At 76.1% G+C, this 18709-nt stretch carries 14 protein-coding genes; 9 read left to right on the top strand and 5 right to left on the bottom strand.

The window, feature by feature from the left end; genetic code table 11:
- Positions 1-4 precede the first annotated feature (4 nt).
- Positions 5-1885, bottom strand: a complete 1881-nt coding sequence (locus tag B9L22_RS15915; protein ID WP_086151111.1) for a helicase HerA-like domain-containing protein — start codon at positions 1883-1885, stop codon at positions 5-7.
- Positions 1886-1969: 84 nt separating this feature from the next.
- On the opposite strand from B9L22_RS15915, the gene B9L22_RS15910 reads away from it, so the two are divergent.
- The 4 genes from B9L22_RS15910 (at position 1970) to holA (ending at position 8222) form a co-directional block, all read left to right on the top strand.
- Entirely contained in the window at positions 1970-2851 is an 882-nt protein-coding gene (locus B9L22_RS15910; protein WP_086151110.1) for a DegV family protein, read from the top strand.
- Between the two features lie 643 nt (positions 2852-3494).
- On the top strand, positions 3495-4313 hold the full coding sequence (locus B9L22_RS15905; protein ID WP_233140188.1) for a helix-hairpin-helix domain-containing protein: 819 nt from the start codon (positions 3495-3497) through the stop codon (positions 4311-4313).
- A complete protein-coding gene (locus B9L22_RS15900) occupies positions 4310-7000 on the top strand; it encodes a ComEC/Rec2 family competence protein (RefSeq protein ID WP_198947318.1) in 2691 nt (896 codons plus the stop codon). Before B9L22_RS15905 ends, B9L22_RS15900 begins: the two co-directional genes overlap by 4 nt.
- A 211-nt stretch (positions 7001-7211) precedes the next feature.
- Positions 7212-8222, top strand: coding sequence for a DNA polymerase III subunit delta (gene holA / locus B9L22_RS15895; RefSeq protein ID WP_086151109.1), 1011 nt, complete (start codon positions 7212-7214; stop codon positions 8220-8222).
- Between the two features lie 233 nt (positions 8223-8455).
- On the opposite strand, the gene rpsT is transcribed toward holA, so the two are convergent.
- The 3 genes from rpsT to B9L22_RS15880 form a co-directional block, all read right to left on the bottom strand.
- Positions 8456-8716: a 30S ribosomal protein S20 gene (gene rpsT / locus B9L22_RS15890; protein WP_043659362.1), complete on the bottom strand. Its 261-nt coding sequence runs from the start codon at positions 8714-8716 to the stop codon at positions 8456-8458.
- Between the two features lie 238 nt (positions 8717-8954).
- The gene (locus B9L22_RS15885; RefSeq protein WP_086151108.1) at positions 8955-9641 is read right to left on the bottom strand and encodes a type II toxin-antitoxin system PemK/MazF family toxin; all 687 of its coding nucleotides are present in this window, start codon (positions 9639-9641) and stop codon (positions 8955-8957) included.
- 54 nt (positions 9642-9695) lie between these two features.
- Positions 9696-10274, bottom strand: a complete 579-nt coding sequence (locus B9L22_RS15880; protein ID WP_085387698.1) for a type 1 glutamine amidotransferase domain-containing protein — start codon at positions 10272-10274, stop codon at positions 9696-9698.
- A gap of 205 nt (positions 10275-10479) precedes the next feature.
- On the opposite strand from B9L22_RS15880, the gene lepA reads away from it, so the two are divergent.
- From lepA to B9L22_RS20085, 3 genes are all read left to right on the top strand, one after another.
- Positions 10480-12372 (top strand): translation elongation factor 4, encoded by a 1893-nt coding sequence (lepA, locus tag B9L22_RS15875; RefSeq protein ID WP_021479819.1) that lies wholly within the window; start codon positions 10480-10482, stop codon positions 12370-12372.
- A complete protein-coding gene (gene hemW, locus B9L22_RS15870; RefSeq protein ID WP_086151107.1) occupies positions 12369-13661 on the top strand; it encodes a radical SAM family heme chaperone HemW in 1293 nt (430 codons plus the stop codon). Before lepA ends, hemW begins: the two co-directional genes overlap by 4 nt.
- A 192-nt stretch (positions 13662-13853) precedes the next feature.
- Positions 13854-14960, top strand: coding sequence for a hypothetical protein (locus tag B9L22_RS20085; protein ID WP_086151106.1), 1107 nt, complete (start codon positions 13854-13856; stop codon positions 14958-14960).
- Between the two features lie 112 nt (positions 14961-15072).
- Here the strand turns inward: B9L22_RS20085 and B9L22_RS15860 are convergent, their stop codons facing one another.
- Complete coding sequence (locus B9L22_RS15860) at positions 15073-15936, bottom strand: DUF3097 domain-containing protein (protein ID WP_076405563.1); 864 nt, start codon at positions 15934-15936, stop codon at positions 15073-15075.
- 155 nt (positions 15937-16091) lie between these two features.
- Between B9L22_RS15860 and B9L22_RS15855 the strand changes: the two genes are divergently transcribed.
- Both B9L22_RS15855 and hrcA read left to right on the top strand, forming a co-directional pair.
- Entirely contained in the window at positions 16092-17555 is a 1464-nt protein-coding gene (locus tag B9L22_RS15855) for an MFS transporter (RefSeq protein ID WP_076405561.1), read from the top strand.
- Between the two features lie 79 nt (positions 17556-17634).
- On the top strand, positions 17635-18651 hold the full coding sequence (gene hrcA, locus B9L22_RS15850) for a heat-inducible transcriptional repressor HrcA (protein ID WP_021482687.1): 1017 nt from the start codon (positions 17635-17637) through the stop codon (positions 18649-18651).
- Positions 18652-18709: the final 58 nt, after the last annotated feature.

Here is an 18709-nt window from a genome sequence, read left to right as displayed (position 1 = left end):
GGGGTCAGCGGCGGCGGGTGCCGAAGATGGTGCGGGTGAGCTCGCGGCCGAGCTGGGTGCCCGCCGAGCGGAGGAACGAGTCGAGCGGGCTCGACGACCGCGACCGGGAGGACCCGGACGAGCGCGAGCGCCCCGTCGCGGCCTCGCGCTCGAGCTTTGCCCGCATCTTCTCCAGCTCGGCCTGCTCCTTCTTCGCCGCGCGCTCCGCCTCCTGGGCGGCCTCTTTCGCCGCCTTCTCCTGTGCGGCCGCCTCGGCCTCGGCCGCGTCGGCGGCGGCGCGTGCCGCCGCCTGCTCCTGGACGCGCACCTGGAGGAGCTCGAACGCGGACTCGGCGTCGACGGCGGTGCCGTACCGGGCCGTCGCGGGCGACGCCGCGACGATGCCGTCGAGCACGGACGCCGGCGCGGGATCCATCGACGACTGCGGCGCACGGACCCGTGTCCACGCCACCGGGGCGGGCGCGCCCTTCTCGGTGAGCACCGTGACGACGGCCTCGCCCGTCCCGAGCGACTGCAGCAGCCGTTCGAGGTCGTACGGCGACGTGGGGTAGGTGCGCACCGCGGCGCGCAGGGCCGCGGCGTCGTCGGGCGTGAAGGCGCGCAGCGCGTGCTGGACGCGGTTCCCGAGCTGCGCGAGCACGTCGGCGGGGACGTCCTTCGGGCTCTGCGTCACGAAGAACACGCCGACGCCCTTGGACCGCACGAGGCGCACCGTCTGCACCACCTGCTGGAGGAACTCCTTCGACGCGCCCGTGAACAGCAGGTGCGCCTCGTCGAAGAAGAACACGAGCCGCGGCTTCTCGACGTCGCCCACCTCGGGCAGCTCCTGGAACAGGTCGGCGAGCAGCCACATGAGGAAGGTGGAGAACAGCGCCGGACGGTCCTGCACCGCGGGGAGCTCGAGCGCGGAGACGACGCCCCGCCCGTCGGGCGTCGTGCGCAGCAGCTCCGACGTCGCGAACGCCGGCTCGCCGAAGAACACGTCGGCGCCCTGCGCCTGGAGCGCGACGATCTCGCGCAGGATCACGCCGGCCGTCGCGCCCGAGACGCCGCCGATGCCCCGGAGCTCGGCCTTGCCCTCGTCGGACGTCAGGTAGGCGATGGTGGCCTGGAGGTCCTTGAGGTCCAGCAGCGCGAGGCCCTGCGCGTCGGCCCAGTGGAAGATGAGCCCGAGGCTCGACTCCTGCGTCTCGTTGAGGCCGAGCACCTTGGCGAGCAGGAGCGGGCCGAAGTCCGCGACCGTCGTCCGGATCGGCACCCCGGCGCCGAGGCCGCCGAGCGAGTACACCTCGACGGGGTACGCCGTCGGGCTCCAGTCCTGGCCGATCGACGCCGCGCGCTCCACGATCTTCGCGGACGACGTGCCCGGCACGGCGAGCCCCGACAGGTCGCCCTTGACGTCGGCGAGGAACACGGGGACGCCCGCCGCCGACAGGCCCTCCGCCATGCCCTGGAGCGTCTTCGTCTTGCCGGTGCCCGTCGCGCCCGCCACGAGCCCGTGCCGGTTGAGCATCGAGAGCGCGAACCCGACCTGGACGTCGGCGCGGGGGGACGGGTCGCCGCCCTCCGTACCCTCCAGCAGCGCGCCGAGCGGGAGCGTGCCGCCCGCGTACGCGTAGCCCGTCGCCACCTGCGCGGCGTACTCGCCCGCGGGGGACGACGCGTCCGGGGCGGGGTCGGTCGGCTCCGGCAGGGGCGGTGCGTCCGTCGCCGCCGTGCCGGCCGGGGAGGTCTCGCCCGAGGGAGCCGCGGCGGCCGCCTCGGCGGCTTCGAGCGCCGCCCGGGCTGCTGCGGCGCGCGCCTCGGCCGCCTCTGCGGCGGCATGCGCGGCGGCGGCGCGCAGGGCGGCGAGCTCGGACGGGGACGGTGGGGCGTCGTCGGCCATGCTCGGATCGTAGGGTCGGGGCCGCGGGGGCGCAGCCGGGCCGGGATGCGCAGGGCGGCGAGCACGCCGTAAGGTGGCGCGGCCATGACCGACCACCGCGTCCACGTCGTCACCGACTCCACGGCCTCCCTGCCCGCCGGGCCCGACGAGCGGCTGCGAGCCGTCCCCCTGCACGTGATCGTCGACGACGAGTCGCACCTGGAGGGCGTCGGCCTCACCGCCGAGGACGTCGCGGCGCACCTCCAGGCCGGCCACCGGGTGACCACCTCGCAGCCGACGCCGCGTGCGTTCGGCGAGGCGTACGCCGCGGCGGCCGCGGCCGGCGCGCGCGAGATCGTCTCCGTCCACCTCTCGGGGCAGCTGTCGGGGACGGTGCACGCGGCGGCGCTCGCGGCCGCCGACGCCCCGGTCCCCGTGCGGGTCGTGGACTCGCGGACCGTCGCGATGGGGCTCGGCTTCGCCGCGCGCGAGGCGGCGGCGGCCGCGGCAGCCGGGGCGGGGTCAGACGTCGTCGCGCGGCGGGCGATCGAGGTCGCCGACGCGAGCCGTGCCGTCTTCCTCGTCGACTCGCTCGACCACCTGCGCCGCGGCGGCCGTCTCAGCGCGGCCTCGGCCGCGCTCGGGACGGTGCTCGGCGTCCGCCCGCTGCTGGCGGTGCGTGACGGCAGGATCGACGTCGTGCAGAAGGTCCGGACCCGGTCCGCCGCCGTCGAGCGGCTCACGACGGTCGCCGTGGAGTCCGCGGACCGACGCGTGCGGCCCGCGCTCGCGGTCCACCACGTCGGGGACGACGACGGTGCCGACCGGCTCGCGGTGACGCTCACCGAGCGCACCGGCCTGGACGTCGTCGTGACGCCGGTGAGCGCGGTGCTCGGGGCGCACGTCGGCCCGGGCGTGCTCGCCGTCGTGGTCGCGGACCTCGCCGACCGCGGCTCCGGGGCAGGGGACCTCTCGACGACGACCTGAGGTGCCGACCGCGCGGCCCCTAAGTGCGTGGCCGTGCACAAGCCGGGCGCCTCGTCGCCTCCTCCACAACCCGGCCCGAGGCGCCCGCAGGGCGCGGCACCCTCGCCCTAGCGTCCACGGCGTGAGCACACCTCGGCACGAGCCCCGTCAGCACGCCCGCCCCGGCCGCGACCCCGGGAGGGACGGCGCCGTCGTCCGGCAACGCCTGCGGGCGGTCGCCGGGTCCGGGCGCCCTGCCCTCGCGTGGCACCCGGCGACCGCCGCGCTGCCCCGGGTCGACCCGCCGGAGACGAGCCCGGTGCGAGGCGAGCGGTGGTCGTGGGAGCCGCACGAGGCGGTGGACGTCCCTGCGTCGGACATCCCTGCGCCGGACGTCCCTGCGTCGGACGCCGTCCCGTCCTGGCACCGGCGTCCTGGAGCGCCGGGCGACCCCGGGTCGTCCGGCGCCGACGGGTGGCTGCCGTCGCGGCCGGAGCCGGAGGAGCGTGCGCCGTCCGTGCCGTCTCTGCCGTCCCCGCCGTCCGAGGTGCCGGAGGCTGACGAGGCCGTCGGTCCCCCCGCCCCCCGGGAGACGGCGCGGTCCGACGACGAGGCGCCCGCCGCCACCGTGGACGGAGAGGCGGACGGAGAGGCGGACGGAGAGGTGGATCGCCTCCGACGGCGCGCGGCGCAGACGGCCGCGAGCGCGTACACGGCCGCGCACGGGCACCCGACGGCGCACTCCGGGTTCGGCGACCTCGCAGAGGAGGGCGGCAGGCGGTGGGCGCTGCGGCCGCGGACCGCAATCACCGCTCTGGTCGTGGTGCTGCTCGTCGCGGTCGGTGTCGCCGTGCTGCGGGCGCCGGCCGGGGGTGTCGAGCCCATGGCGCGCGTGGATGCCCCCGCCGCGGCAGCGGCAGCCGGTGACGGCGCCCAGGCCGGTTCGGACGCGTCGCCCGCCGCGGCGGGTGGTGCCGCCGCCGACGGCGAGGGGGAGGCCGCTCCCGGTCCTGGCACAGCAGCGGCGGGGACGCCGGACGGGGTGGTCGTGCACGTCGTCGGGCAGGTGGCAGCGCCGGGCCTGGTGACCGTCGCGACAGACGCCCGCGTCGCCGACGCGCTCGACGCGGCCGGGGGAGCGACCCCCGACGCCGACCTCGCCGCGCTCAACCTCGCGCGCGCGGTGACCGACGGCGAGCAGATCCACGTCCCCCGCCCCGGGGAGGTGTTCGCCGCACCGCCGCCCGCCTCCCCGGGGGCGCCCTCCACCGGTGGCGGGGGTGCGGGTGGCGCGGTCGTCGACCTCAACGCCGCCGACGCCGCCGCCCTCGACACGCTGCCCGGCATCGGTCCCGTGCTCGCCGAGCGCATCGTCGCGTGGCGCGACGAGAACGGACCGTTCACCGCCGTCGACGAACTCGGGGAGGTCAGCGGCATCGGCCCCGCCGTGCTCGAGGACGTGCGCGACCTCGTCCGCGTGTGACGGACCTCCGGCTCGTCCCCGCGGCGCTCGCGGCGTGGGCCACGGCGTTCGTCGCCGTCGGTGCGTCGGCAGCGGACGCGCTGCACGGGGCGCGTGCCACGACCGTCGCGCTGTGCTGCGTGCTCGTCGCCGGCCTCGTCGCGCTGCGTCGCGGCGCGACCTTCCCCGGGGTGTCCGACGCGGGTCTCGGCGGGGGCGTCGTCACCGTGCCCTCCGGCCCGGCGACCGGTGCGGGCCCCCGCCGGTCGGGCGGACCGCGGCTCGGCGCACCCGTCCGGCCACGGGCCGGGCGGCCGGTCGGGCCGCGGACCGGGTCATCGGTCGGCGTGCGCATGCTCGGGCAGGTGGCGCTCGTCCTCGCGTGCGTGGCCGCCGTCCTCCTCTCGGGCGGGGCCCAGCTCGCCGCGCGGGTCCCGCTCGACGCGCTGGCCGACGAGCGCGCGACGGCGACCCTCACCGGGACGGTGCGCTCCGCCGTCGAGCCGCGGACCGACCCGTGGTCGGGGTCGGCCGACCGGCACGAGGTGCGGGTGGCGGTCGACCAGGTCACCGCACGCGGCGCGACCGTCCCGGCGGCGGGGCCCGTCGTCGTGTCGGGGAGCGGCGACGGGTGGACCGACCTCGCCTACGGGGCGGCCGTCGTGGTCACCGGCCGGCTCGACGTGCAGGGGGACCGGACGTTCCTGCGCACGGACGGCGTGCCACGCATCGTCGACGACCCTGGGCGTTTCCTGCAGGGTGTGCACGCCATGCGGCAGAGCCTGCTCGACGCGACGGACGGGCTCAGCCCGCAGGCGCGCGGGCTCGTGCCGGGGGTGGCCGTGGGGGACACCTCGCGGCTGGACCCGGAGCTCGACGAGGCGATGCGCACCACGTCGCTGACGCACGTCACGGCCGTGTCCGGCGGCCACTTCGTCATCGTCGTCGCGTGCGTCGCGGCGCTGTGCGTCCTGCTGCGGGCGCCGCGAGCCGTCCGCGTCGTCGTCACGGGTGCGGCGATGGTGGGTTTCGTCGCGCTGGTCCACCCGGAACCGAGCGTGCTGAGAGCGGCGGCGATGGGGGTGGTCGGCGTCCTCGGCATCGCGCTCGGGCGCCCGTCGCGCGCGGTGGCGGCGCTCGGGGCCGCCGTGGTCGTGCTCCTGGTCGTCGACCCGTGGCTGGCGCGGTCGTACGGCTTCGTCCTCTCCGTCGCCGCGACCGCCGGGCTGGCCCTGCTCACGGCACCGATCGCCCGCCGGCTGGCACCGTGGTGCGGACGGACCGCCGCGCACGTCCTCGCCGTCCCGGTGGCAGCGCAGGCGGCGTGCGCCCCGATCGTCGTCCTGCTCGACCCGAGCGTGAGCACGTGGTCCGTCCCGGCGAACCTCCTGGCCGCACCGGCGCTCGGTCCGGCGACGGTGCTCGGCGTCCTCGCGACGCTCGTCGCGCCGTGGTGGTCCGGTGCCGCGACCGCGCTCGCCTGGACGGCGGGGCTCTTCACGGGCTGGATCGCGGGCGTCGCCCAGGTCTTCGCCGCCGCGCCCGGCGCGCGGGCGCCCTGGCCCGGAGGCCTCGGAGGAGCCGCGCTGCTCGCCGCGCTGACTGCCGTCGGGCTCGCCGTGGTCCTCCGCTCGCGCGCCCTGCAGGACGCGGGGGAGCGCCGCACGCTGCGTCGCGCGACGTCGCCGTCCCTGCGGGCGCGCCTCGCCGGGGAGCGGCGTCGCGCCACCCGGTCGTCACGCCCCGGCGCCGGGCCGTTCGGACGGGTCGACGGCGCGCGCCCCGCCCTCGCTCCTTCGGCGACGGCCCGGCCCCGTGCGCGTGTCGCGGCCGTGGTCGTCGCGCTCGTCGCGGTGCCCGTCCTGCTCGTCGTGGTGCTCCGGCCGCTCGGTGTGACCGCGGGACCGGTCCCCGCGGACTGGGCGGTCGTGGCGTGCGACGTCGGGCAGGGCGACGCGCTCGTCGTGCGCTCGGGCCCGCGCGCCGCGGTGGTCGTGGACGTCGGGCCCGCAGGCGCCGCAGCGGGGTCGTGCCTGGACGACCTCGGGGTCGAGCGGGTCGACCTGCTCGTCCTCAGCCACTTCCACGCGGACCACGTCGGCGGCCTGGAGGCGGTGCTCAGCGGCCGGGAGGTCGAGCGCGCGCTCGTGAGCCCCACGGCGGAGCCCGCGGGGCAGGCCGAGCGCGTGCTCGGTGACCTCGCGGACGCAGGCGTCCCGGTACAGGTCGCGCGGCCCGGGGAGACGGGCGCGACGGGCACGGCGGGCGCTGCGGGTGCCGGCGGATCCGGCGAGAGCGTCGACGACGGCGCCTCGTGGGAGGTGCTGCAGGCCGGACCGGGTGACGCGAACGACGCGAGCGTGGCGCTCCTCGTCCGGGTGGCGGGACTGGACGTCGTCGCGCTGGGCGATCTGGAGGACGCGGGGCAGGCGTCGCTCGCCCGGACCGTGGGCGAGCGGGGCACGGGACCGGTCGACGTCGTCAAGGTCGCGCACCACGGCTCGGCCACGCAGTCGGACCGGCTCGCGCAGGTCCTGGCACCGACGGTGGCGCTCGTCAGCTCGGGCGAGAACACCTACGGCCACCCCACCGACCGGGCGCTCGACCTCTACCGCGGGGTGGGCGCGACGGTGCTCCGGACCGACGCGTGCGGCACCGTGGCGCTCGTCGTGCGCGACGACGTCCTCTCCGCCGCGGGGTGCGGGTAGCCGCGCCCGGGCGCGCCCCCGCACGGGCACCCGGGCACCCGAGCGGCCGAGCATCCGGTGCCCCGGTGCCCCGGTGCCCGGTGGCAGGGCGCCCCCGACGCCCGGGCGCCGTCGGTGCGGCGCCGCCGGAATCCCTGCGAGAGTCGCAGACCGAGGCCCCGGGGTGCGTCGGCCGGCGCTGTCGGTGGGCGGCTCGTGGCAGGCTTGGGCCATGCCCGCGCCGACCCGCACCACCCGTCCGTCCGCCGGCCCGTCCCTCGCGTGGGACGACGTCCGGCTCGCGCCCGTGGTGCTCGTCCAGGGGCCCGAGTCGCTCCTCGCAGAGCGTGCCGTCGACGCGATCGTCGACCTGGCGCGCGAGCGCGACCCCGAGGTCGAGAAGGTGACGATCGAGGCCGCGACGTACCAGGCCGGGATGCTCACGGTGGCGGCGAGCCCGTCGCTGTTCGGCGAGGCGAAGGTGGTCGTCGTCGAGGGTGCCGAGTCCGCGACGGACGCGCTCGTCGCGGACGTCGTGGACTACGTGCCGGTCGCCGACCCGGCGACGACGGTCGTCGTCGTGCACGGGGGCGGCGTGCGCGGCAAGCGCATGCTCGACGCGATCAAGGGGAGCGGCGCCCCCGTCGTCGCGGTCGAGGCAATCAAGAAGGACTCCGACAAGGTGGCGTTCGTCAACGCCGAGTTCCGCAGGGCCCGTCGACGCATCGACGCGTCGGGCGTGCGGGCTCTCGTCGAGGCCCTCGGCAACGACCTGCGGGAGCTGGCGGCAGCCTGCAGCCAGCTCGTCACGGACACCGACGGCACCGTGAGCGAGGCCGTGGTGGACCGGTACTACGGCGGCCGGGTCGAGGCGACCGGGTTCCGGGTCGCGGACGCCGCGGTCGCCGGGAACGCGGGGGAGGCCGTGGCGCTCCTGCGGCACGCGCTCGCGACGGGCGCGGACCCGGTGCCGCTCGTCGCGGCCCTGGCGATGAAGCTCCGCGCCCTCGCGAAGGTCGGCGCGATGCGCGGCCGCGGCGGCGTGGCGGCCAAGGACCTGGGGCTCGCGCCCTGGCAGGTCGACCGCGCGCGCCGCGAGCTCGCGGGCTGGACCCCGGAAGGGCTCGCGACCGCGATCAGCGCCGTCGCGCAGGCCGACGCCGAGGTCAAGGGCGCGGGGCGTGACCCGGTGTTCGCCGTCGAGCGGGCCGTGCTGACGATCGCGCGGGCCCACGGCCGCTGACCGAGCAGCGAGCCCGCCCGGCTCCGGGCTCGGGGTCCCCGGCTCCGCACGGCGGCTCCGGCGGCGGGCTCCGACCGGGCACCCGGTCCCGCGCGGCGCCGACGGCCAGGACGAGGCGCCCGTCACCGGACGCACGAGGGGCGCCGACCCGTGCGGGTCGGCGCCCCTCGTGGGAAACCTGTGCGAGCGTCGCGACGATCAGCGTGTCACGACACCGCGGGCGAACCGTGCGCTCAGAGAGCGTTGACGGACTTCGCGATGGCCGACTTGCGGTTCGCGGCCTGGTTCGCGTGGATGACGCCCTTCGAGACGGCCTTGTCGAGCTTGCGGGACGCCGCCTGGAGCGCGGTGGTCGCCGCGTCCTTGTCGCCCGCGGCGACGGCCTCGCGCACGCGGCGCACGTACGTCTTGAGCTCGGACTTGACTGCCTTGTTGCGCAGACGAGCCTTCTCGTTCGTGCGGATGCGCTTGATCTGGGACTTGATGTTGGCCACGTGTGGACTTTCTGGTTCTGTTCGCCGGAGCGAGCGGATAGGTCGTAGAGGGCGACTCCAGCTCCGGGACTGGGGTGGGGAACCCGTGGAGAGGTGCTGGAGCTGTGCCCGCCGACCTGGGCGGACACGCAGCCATCAAGACTACCAGCGGTCCGGCCGTGACCCTAATCGCTCGTGCGGCCGCCGGAGCGGCGCCTCGCGCGGCCCCGAGGGTCGGGCGAGAGCCGGGACCACCGCCTCAGCGGTGCCGCGAGATCCCCTCGACCACGCGGTCGAAGACGTCGCGCCCGACGACGGCACCCTCGCGGCGCACCGCGGCCGGGTCGACGCGCACCACGCGGTCCAGCCGGACCTCGCTGTCGCGCCCCTTCGCGTCCCACGGGCCCGACCCGATGTCGAGCCAGTACCGGCCCCAGCGCGCCTCGTCCCGGACGTCGCGCGAGTGGTCCTTGCTCGTGAGCATCACGCCGAGGAGCCACGCGCCGTCCGACCCGACGAGCAGCACGGGCCGGTCCTTGCCCTGCGAGTGGTCCTCCTCGAACGGGACCCACGTCCAGACGATCTCGCCGGGGTCCGGGTCGCCGTCGGGCCGCGGCGCGTACCGCGCACGCACCGCGCCCTCGAAGTCGCCCGGGTACGCGCCCGTGGCAGCACCTCGACCGCCGGTCGTCCCGGCCGGGCCCGGCCGTCCGCCCGCCGCGGGGCGGGGTCGAGGACCTGCAGCACCGGGACGCGGGCCGGGCCGCGGCGACGGCGTGCGGTCGGCGGGGCCGCGGCCCGACGGCGTCCGCTCCCGCCCCGGCGCCCGCGTCGCCGCGGTGCCCTGGCTCGCGCCGCCCTGCCCCGCGCCCTGCGAGCGCGTGAGCCCGGAGACCACGGCGCGCGCCGCGTCGGTCAGAAGTCCCAGCCATCGGTTGCGTGCCACGCGCGCACCCTACCGGGCGGACGTGCGTCCGCCCGGCTGCCAGAACGGTGGACGTCACCCGGCCAGGACGGCGTCCACCTCGCGCAGGAAGTCGTCGAGGTCGCCGGGGTCGCGCGACGTGACGAGCGTGTACCCCTCGTCGTCGCGCACGACGGACCGGTCGACCCAGGCGCCGCCCGCGTTGAGCACGTCCGTCTCGAGCGACGCGTAGCTCGTGAGGGTCTTGCCCTCGACGGCGGCCGCCTCGACGAGCGCCCACGGGCCGTGGCAGATCGCCGCGACCGGCTTTCCGGCGGCCGTGAACGCGCGCACGAGGCTCACGGCGTCGTCCTGGAGGCGCAGCGCGTCGGCGTTGATCGTCCCGCCCGGCACGAGCAGCAGGTCGTACTCGGCGGGGTCGGCGTCGGAGTGCGTGAGGTTCGGGGTGACGGTGCGGCCGGGGTCCTTGTCGCCCACGAGGGTCTGCACGTCGTCGGCGGACGTGGCCGCGACGTCGACCTGCACCCCCTCGCCGCGCAGGTGCTCGAGCGGGACCACGAGCTCGTCCTGCTCGACGCCGTAGTTGGTCACGATCGCCAGCACGCGGCGCCCCTCGGGGCCGCCGGAGGTGCGGTGCTCGGTGTCCTGGGCCATGAGCGCTCCTCTCGTCGCCGGTCGGCCCGGTGCGGCCGGCCGGTCCTCCACGCTAGGTCGGCTCGCGGTGCCCCGCAGGGCGGGCGGGTGCCCGACGCCGGACGTGGGACAATGGTCGTTCCCGCCCGCCCGAGAGCGACCGTCGGCGCGCCGCCCCCGAGCGCGCGGCCCCGACCCGCACGCCACTCCCAGGAGCGCACCCGCGTTGTCCCCGATCCCCAGTGCCCAGCTGAGCACCCGCATCCAGCCCGCGGCCACGCCGCCCGAGCTGATCCGGAACTTCTGCATCATCGCGCACATCGACCACGGCAAGTCGACCCTGGCCGACCGCATGCTGCAGCTCACCGGTGTCGTCGAGCCGCGTGCCATGCGCGCGCAGTACCTCGACCGCATGGACATCGAGCGCGAGCGCGGCATCACGATCAAGTCGCAGGCGGTCCGCATGCCGTGGGCCGTCGTGGCGGACGGCGTTGAGACGCCGCACGCGCTCAACATGATCGACACCCCGGGGCACGTCGACTTCACGTACGAGGTCTCGCGGTCGCTCGCGGCGTGCGAGGGAGCGGTGCTGCTCGTCGACGCGGCGCAGGGCATCGAGGCGCAGACTCTCGCGAACCTGTACCTCGCGATGGAGAACGAGCTCGAGATCATCCCCGTGCTCAACAAGATCGACCTCCCGGCGGCCCAGCCCGAGAAGTACGCGGAGGAGCTCGCGAACCTCGTGGGCGGCGACCCGGACGACGTGCTCAAGGTCTCCGGCAAGACGGGCGCCGGCGTCGAGGCGCTGCTCGACCGCATCGTCGAGCGCGTGCCCGCGCCGGTCGGCGACGCCGACGCCCCGGCGCGCGCCATGATCTTCGACTCGGTCTACGACACCTACCGCGGCGTCGTGACGTACGTGCGCGTCGTCGACGGCAACCTCAACCCGCGCGAGCGCATCGTCATGATGTCGACCCGAGCGACGCACGAGCTGCTCGAGATCGGCGTCATCTCGCCGGAGCCGATCGTCACGAAGGGCCTCGGCGTCGGCGAGGTCGGCTACCTCATCACGGGCGTGAAGGACGTGCGCCAGTCGAAGGTCGGCGACACGGTGACGAACGCGGCGAAGCCCGCCGCCGACGCGCTCGGCGGCTACTCGGACCCGAAGCCCATGGTCTTCTCGGGCCTGTACCCGATCGACGGGACCGACTACCCGGTCCTGCGCGACGCGCTCGACAAGCTCAAGCTCAACGACGCCGCGCTCAACTACGAACCGGAGACGTCGGTCGCGCTCGGCTTCGGCTTCCGCGTCGGGTTCCTCGGCCTGCTGCACCTGGAGATCGTGCGCGAGCGCCTCGAGCGCGAGTTCGACCTCGACCTCATCTCGACCGCGCCGAACGTCGTCTACGACGTGACGCTCGAGGACGGGACGCTCGTCAACGTGACGAACCCGTCGGAGTTCCCCGGCGGCAAGATCAAGCAGGTCAGCGAGCCGGTCGTGCGCGCGACGATCCTCGCGCCGAGCGAGTTCGTGGGCACCGTGATGGGGCTGTGCAACGACCGTCGCGGCCAGATGCTCGGCATGGACTACCTGTCCGAGGACCGGGTCGAGCTGCGCTTCACGCTCCCGCTCGCCGAGATCGTGTTCGACTTCTTCGACCAGCTCAAGTCCCGCACGCGCGGCTACGCGTCGCTCGACTACGAGCCGTCGGGCGACCAGGTCGCCGACCTCGTCAAGGTCGACATCCTGCTCCAGGGCGAGCAGGTGGACGCGTTCAGCGCGATCGTGCACAAGGACAAGGCGTACGACTACGGCGTCATGATGACGGCGAAGCTCAAGGAGATCATCCCGCGCCAGCAGTTCGAGGTGCCGATCCAGGCGGCCGTCGGCGCGCGCGTCATCGCGCGCGAGACGGTGCGCGCCATGCGCAAGGACGTCCTCGCGAAGTGCTACGGCGGTGACATCAGCCGCAAGCGCAAGCTCCTCGAGAAGCAGAAGGAGGGCAAGAAGCGCATGAAGAACATCGGGTCCGTCGAGGTCCCGAAGGACGCCTTCATCGCCGCGCTCTCCTCCGACGCCGCGGGCGGCAAGGACGCCAAGGACAAGTCGAAGAAGTGAGCCCGGCGCTGCCCGAGGGCGAGCCGGTCCCGCCCGACGGCTCGCTGCCCTCCTGGGTCGCGGGAGGCGCGGGCGGCACCGCGCCCGCGACCCACGGGTTCGGGGTCTACCTGCACGTCCCGTTCTGCTCGGTGCGGTGCGGGTACTGCGACTTCAACACCTACACGGCGTCCGAGCTCGGCGGGGGCGCGAGCCAGGCGTCGTACGCGAGCACGGCGCTGCGCGAGATCGACCTCGCCGCGCGCGTGCTGCGCGACGCCGGGCTGCCCGAGCGGCCCGTCTCGACCGTCTTCGTCGGCGGGGGCACGCCCACGCTCCTGCCGGCCGGGGACCTCGTCCGCCTGCTCGGCGGCGTGCGCGACGCGTGGGGGCTCGCCCCGGACGCCGAGGTGACGACGGAGGCGAACCCGGACTCGGTGACGCCCGAGTCGCTCGCCGAGCTCGCGGCCGCCGGGTTCACGCGCGTGTCGTTCGGCATGCAGTCCGCCGTGCCGCACGTGCTCGCGACGCTCGAGCGCACGCACGACCCGCGCCGCATCCCGGACGTCGTGCGCTGGGCGCGCGACGCCGGCCTCCAGGTCTCGCTCGACCTCATCTACGGCACGCCGGGGGAGAGCCTCGACGACTGGCGGGCGAGCCTCGAGGCCGCGCTCGCGACCGGCGTCGACCACGTGTCCGCGTACGCGCTCGTCGTGGAGGCGGGGACGAAGATGGCCGCCCAGGTGCGGCGCGGGGAGGTCGCGCTCCCGAGCGAGGACGACCAGGCGACGAAGTACGAGCTCGCCGACGAGCTGCTCACGGCGGCGGGCCTCACCTGGTACGAGGTGAGCAACTGGGCCCGTACCGACGCGGACCGCTGCCGCCACAACCTCGCGTACTGGCGCGGCGACGACTGGTGGGGGATCGGGCCCGGCGCGCACTCCTACGTCGCGGCGGCTGGTGCCGAGCCCGCGGGGGCGTCGCCCGAGGACGCCCGCGTCGGCGTGCGGTGGTGGAACGTCAAGCACCCCCGCCGGTACGCGGCGCTGCTCGAGGCGGGCACGAGCCCCGCGGCGGGGCGCGAGCTCCTCACGCGCACGGAGGGCCGGCTCGAGCAGGCGATGCTCGGCGTGCGGCTGCGCGAGGGACTCGACCTCGCGGTCCTCTCCCCGGCGGGACGCCACGCCGTCGCCGGGCTCGTCGCGAACGGGCTGCTCGACGGCCGCGCAGCGGTCGCCGGTCGTGCCGTGCTCACCCTGCGGGGGCGGCTGCTCGCGGACACGGTCGTCCGGACGATCACGGACGAGTGACGTCGGCCCGGGTCCACCGCGACCCGGGCGCGCCCCGCGGGGACGAGGCCCGCGACGGCACCACCCTGCCCGCCGCCGTGCGACGGCCGCGGTGCTCGCCGCGCGGTCCGGGCCGTGAACCGCCAAGGTGGACCCAGCACGTCGACGGAGCGTGCAGCCCGCAGCACGTGACGACGAGGAACGAGGTGCACGATGACGGACCCCACCAACCCGGGCGGCGAGCCGCCCCGCGACGACGAGCACACCCCCGCCGACGGCGCGGGCGGCCCGCGACCGGACGCCACGCCACCGTCCGGTCCCGGACCCGACCGGCCCGACGCCGCCCCGTCCGGGGACGACGTCCCGCCCGCCTCGCCGTACGGCCCGGGCGGGGGAGCCCCGCACGACCCGGCCGCCCCGCCGTCGGGCACGCCCGCGTACGGGGCGCCGGGTGCCTACGGCGCCCCGGCCGGTGCGCCGGACGGCGCGGCCGGGGGACCGGGTACGCCCCCGCCGGGCGCGTACCCGCCCCCGTCCGGTGCGTACCCGCCGCCCGCCGGCGGATACCCGCCCCCCGCCGGGGGGTACCCGCCGCCGCCCGGGTCGTATCCGGGCTCCGCCGGAGGGTACGGGGGCCAGCCCGGCTACGCGGGCCCGGCGTTCGGCGTCGGCGACGCGATCTCCTACGGGTGGCGCCGCGTCACGTCGAACCTGGGGCCGTGGATCCTCGTCGCGCTGATCTTCCTCGCCGTCAACATCGCGTGGAGCTGGATCACGGGCGGGTTCGACCAGTTCCAGGACCAGTTCGACTACTCCGACACGAACTTCGCGGCCCTCGGCGGCCTCACCTTCACGAGCGTGCTGCTCGGGATCGTCGGCACCGCCATCGGCTACCTCATCACCGCGTTCTTCACGCGCGGCGCGCTCGACGAGGTGGACGGGCGTCGACCCGACGTCGCCGCGTTCTTCCGCATCGGCAACGTGCTCAACGTGCTGCTCGCGGCGCTCATCGTCGGCATCCTGTCCGGCATCGGGCTCGTCCTGTGCGTCCTGCCCGGGCTCGCGATGCTGCTGTTCTCGGCGTTCGTGTACTACGTCGCGCTCGACCAGGGCGTCGACGCGATCACGGCGATCCGCACGAGCTTCTCTCTCGTCGCGAAGAACTTCGGGCAGGTGTTCCTGCTCCTGCTCGCCCTCGTCGGGATCAACATCCTCGGCGCGATCCCGTGCGGGCTCGGGCTCTTCGTGACGATCCCGCTGAGCTACGTCGCCGTCGGCTACGCCTACCGCCGTCTCACGGGCGGCGTGCCCGCCGCCTGACATCCGGCTGCAGCCCTCGCCGCGCCCCGGTACCGCCCGTCGGTACCGGGGCGCGGTGCGTCACGAGCGCGGTGCGTCTCGAGCGCGGTGCGTCCCGGGCGCCCGCGACCGGTCAGGGCGCGGTGACGAAGTCGATGAGCTCCTCGACGCGCCCGAGCAGCGACGGCTCCAGGTCGGCGTAGGTGCGGACCGTGCCGAGGATGCGCTGCCACGCGCGGCCGACGTCCTCCGCGCTCTCCGCCGGCCAGCCGAGCTCGCGCAGGATCCCGCGCTTCCACTCCGTGCCGCGCTCGATCACGGGCCACCGTTCGAGGCCGATCCGGGCCGGCTTCACCGCCTGCCAGACGTCGACGTACGGGTGCCCGAGCACGAGCACCGTGCCCGCGGGCGAGCGCCGCAGCGCCTCGTCGGCGATCCGCCGCTCCTTGCTGCCGGGCACGAGGTGGTCCACGAGCACGCCCACGCGCCGCTGCGGCGTCGGGCCGAAGTCCGCGAGCGCCGCCGCGAGGTCGTCGACGCCGTGCAGCGGCTCGACGACGACCCCCTCCACGCGCAGGTCGTCGCCCCACACCTTCTCGACGAGCTCGGCGTCGTGCTTGCCCTCGACCCAGATGCGGCTCCCGCGCGCGACGCGCGCCCGCTGCCCGACGACGGCCCGCGAGCCCGAGGCCGTGCGCGTCGGCGCGGCGGGGGCGCGGGAGGTGACGGGCGGGGTGAGCTCGACGGGCGCGCCGTCGACCCAGAAGCCCGGCCCGAGCGGGAACGTGCGGGTCCGGCCCGCGCGGTCCTCGAGCACGACGACGTGCATCCCGCCCGACTTCTCGACCCGGACGACGGCCCCGACCCACCCGGTCTGCACCTCCTCGACGACGAGGCCGCGCTCCGCGGGCTGCGGGCGCGACACGGGCCGCGCGCGGTGGTGGGTGGGGGCGGGCGTGCCGCCGAGGACGTCGGAGCCGTAGCGGTCGAAGGACACGGCGTCACCCTAGGCCAGCGCCCGCCGCTCACCACCGAGATCGCCCCGTGCGTCGCGGGATCGGTCTCCCGCGGGAAGGTCCCGGGCGCCCGACCCGGCCGCGCACGGCGGCTCCCGGCGCGCGCGCCCCCGGGGCGGGGTGGTACCACGGACCGATGAGCCAGCAGCGCGCGGAGCCGGACCCGAACCGCTGGCGCGTGCTGCCGGTCTGCCTCGCGGTGGGCTTCATCACGACGCTCGACGTGTCGATCGTCAACGTGGCCCTGCCGTCGATCGAGTCGTCGCTCGACGCGGGACCGACCCAGCTCCAGCTCGTCGTCGCCGGCTACACGCTCGCGTTCGGGCTCGCGCTGGTGCCCGCCGGGCGGCTGGGCGACGCGGGTGCACGACGCCCGCTCTTCATCGCGGGCCTCCTGGGCTTCGCGCTCATGAGCCTCGCGTCCGGGCTCGCGCCGACCGACACGTGGCTCGGCGTCGCGCGCCTGCTCCAGGGCGTGAGCGCGGGCGTCCTCAACCCGCAGGTCGTCGGTCTCATCCAGCAGCAGTTCCGCGGGTACGAGCGCGGGCGCGCGTTCGGCATGTTCGGCGCGACCATCGGCGTCTCGACGGCGCTCGGGCCCCTGCTGGGCGGGCTCATCATCGCCGCGGCGGGCCCGGAGACGGGGTGGCGGTGGGTGTTCCTCGTGAACATCCCCGTCGTCGCCGTGCTCCTGCCCTTCGCGTGGCGCCTCGTGCCCGGGCCGCCGCGCACCGGGTCGGGCGCGGCGCGCGGGCCGCGCCGGCTCGACCTCGTCGGGCTGGGCCTGCTCGGCGCCGCGACCCTCGGCGTGATGATGCCGTTCGTCACGACGACCGGCCGCGGTGACGACGCGTCGCGCTGGTGGTGGCTCGTGCCGGCCGCGGCCGCCGTGGTGGCCGCCGTCGGGTGGGAGCGGCGCTACCAGCGGCGCACGGGCGAGGCCGTGCTCGACCCGCAGGTCGTGGGGCTCGGGTCCTTCCGCAACGGCGCGCTGCTCGGCCTCGCGTACTTCGCCGGGTTCACGGGCATCTTCCTCGTCGTCACGCTCTACCTCCAGGACGAGCTGGGGTACACGCCGCTCCAGGCGGGGCTCGTCGGCACGCCGTTCGCGGTCGCGTCGGGCGTGTCGGCGTGGTTCTCGGGCCGCTGGGTCGCGCGCTGGGGCCGCGAGCTCGTCGTCGGCGGCGTCGTCCTCGTGCTCGTCGGCGTGGTCGCGGCGGAGGTCGTCGTGCGCACGCTCGGGGACGACCCGGGCGCCGTCGGCCCGGCGCTCGCGGTCGCTCTGCTCGTCGCGGGCGCGGGCAGCGGGACGGTCATCGCGCCGAACCAGACGCTCACGCTGTCCGAGGTGCCGGTGAGCCGGGCCGGGGTGGCGGGCAGCATGCTGCAGCTCGGCCAGCGCATCGGGTCGGCCGTCGGGATCTCCGTGGTCCTGTCCGTCTACTACGGCGGGCTCGCGAGCGGCGACTCGGCCGCGGACGCGACCGGGCGCGCGCTCCTGGTGACGATCGGCCTCGTCGCGGTCGCGCTCGTCGTCGGCCTCCTCGACCTGCGTTCGCGACGAGCGGAGGACCGCCGGACGGGCCGCGCGGACGCGTAGGATTGGCACTCGGAGGTCGAGAGTGCCGACGCCCGCACGCCCGCCCGGGCGGCGACGGTGCGGCACGCGGGAGGTGGACGTGAGCGAGGAGCGCCGGCTCGAGGTGCTGCGGGCCATCGTCGAGGACTACGTCCTGACGCGCGAGCCCGTGGGGTCGCGCGTGCTCACCGAGCGCCACAGCCTCGGCGTCTCGCCCGCCACGATCCGCAACGACATGGCGGCCCTCGAGGACGCCGGGTACATCGCGCAGCCGCACACGTCCGCGGGCCGGATCCCGACGGACAAGGGCTACCGGCTCTTCGTGGACCGCCTCTCGGGCGTCAAGCCGCTGTCCGCGCCGGAGAAGCGCGCCATCGAGACCTTCCTGTCCGAAGGCGTGGACCTCGACGACGTCATCGCGCGCGCCGGGCGCCTGCTCGCCCAGCTCACCGGCCAGGTCGCCGTCGTGCAGTACCCGTCGCTGAGCCGGTCGGGGCTGCGCCACCTCGAGCTGGTGCCCGTCGGCGAGTCGCGGCTCCTGGTCGTCATCATCACGGACACCGGTCGCGTGGAGCAGCGCACTCTCGAGGTCGCGAGCCTGCCGGACGAGGGCACGCTCGTCGAGGTGCGCGCGCGGCTCAACGCCGCGGCCGCGGGCAAGCGCCTCACGGACCTCGCGCCCGGTCTCGCCGCCGTGACCGAGAGCTTCCACCCCGACGACGCCCCGCTCGTCCGCGCGGTGGGCGACCTCGTCGCCCAGACGCTCGCGGAGGAGAGCGAGGAGCGCCTCGTCCTCGCGGGCACGGCGAACCTCGCGCGCGCGGGCATGCGGTTCGAGCACGCGCTGCGCCCCGTCCTCGAGGCGCTCGAGGAGCAGGTCGTCCTGCTCGGGCTGCTCACCGAGATGGCCGCCGAGTCGGGCGTGAGCGTCCGGATCGGTCGCGAGACCCAGCTCGAGGGCCTCGCGGAGACCTCCGTCGTGACGACCGGTTACGGTAACGACGGTGACACGGTCGCGCTCGTCGGCTCGATCGGGCCGACCCGCATGGACTACCCCGGCACCATCGCGGCGGTGCGCGCGGTCGCGCGCTACCTGTCACGGGTGCTCGGCACGTGAGCCCCGCGGTCTCCCCGCCCGCGGCGGGCCCGCTCGACGACCACCCCCGACCCCTCCC

This window comes from Cellulosimicrobium sp. KWT-B (assembly GCF_002127155.1).
In the GTDB taxonomy this organism is placed as follows: Bacteria; Actinomycetota; Actinomycetes; order Actinomycetales; family Cellulomonadaceae; genus Cellulosimicrobium; species Cellulosimicrobium funkei.
Note: the sequence above shows the minus strand (reverse complement) of the source record. Positions and strands in the feature narration are given on the sequence as shown.

What these genes read in the sequence shown, in the direction of transcription:
- B9L22_RS20085 (WP_086151106.1), top strand. Translation starts at nt 13,854, where the DNA reads ATGACGGACCCCACCAACCCGGGCGGCGAGCCGCCCCGCGACGACGAG.
- B9L22_RS15880 (WP_085387698.1), bottom strand. Translation starts at nt 10,274, where the DNA reads ATGGCCCAGGACACCGAGCACCGCACCTCCGGCGGCCCCGAGGGGCGC.
- B9L22_RS15915 (WP_086151111.1), bottom strand. Translation starts at nt 1,885, where the DNA reads ATGGCCGACGACGCCCCACCGTCCCCGTCCGAGCTCGCCGCCCTGCGC.
- B9L22_RS15855 (WP_076405561.1), top strand. Translation starts at nt 16,092, where the DNA reads ATGAGCCAGCAGCGCGCGGAGCCGGACCCGAACCGCTGGCGCGTGCTG.
- holA (WP_086151109.1), top strand. Translation starts at nt 7,212, where the DNA reads ATGCCCGCGCCGACCCGCACCACCCGTCCGTCCGCCGGCCCGTCCCTC.
- B9L22_RS15910 (WP_086151110.1), top strand. Translation starts at nt 1,970, where the DNA reads ATGACCGACCACCGCGTCCACGTCGTCACCGACTCCACGGCCTCCCTG.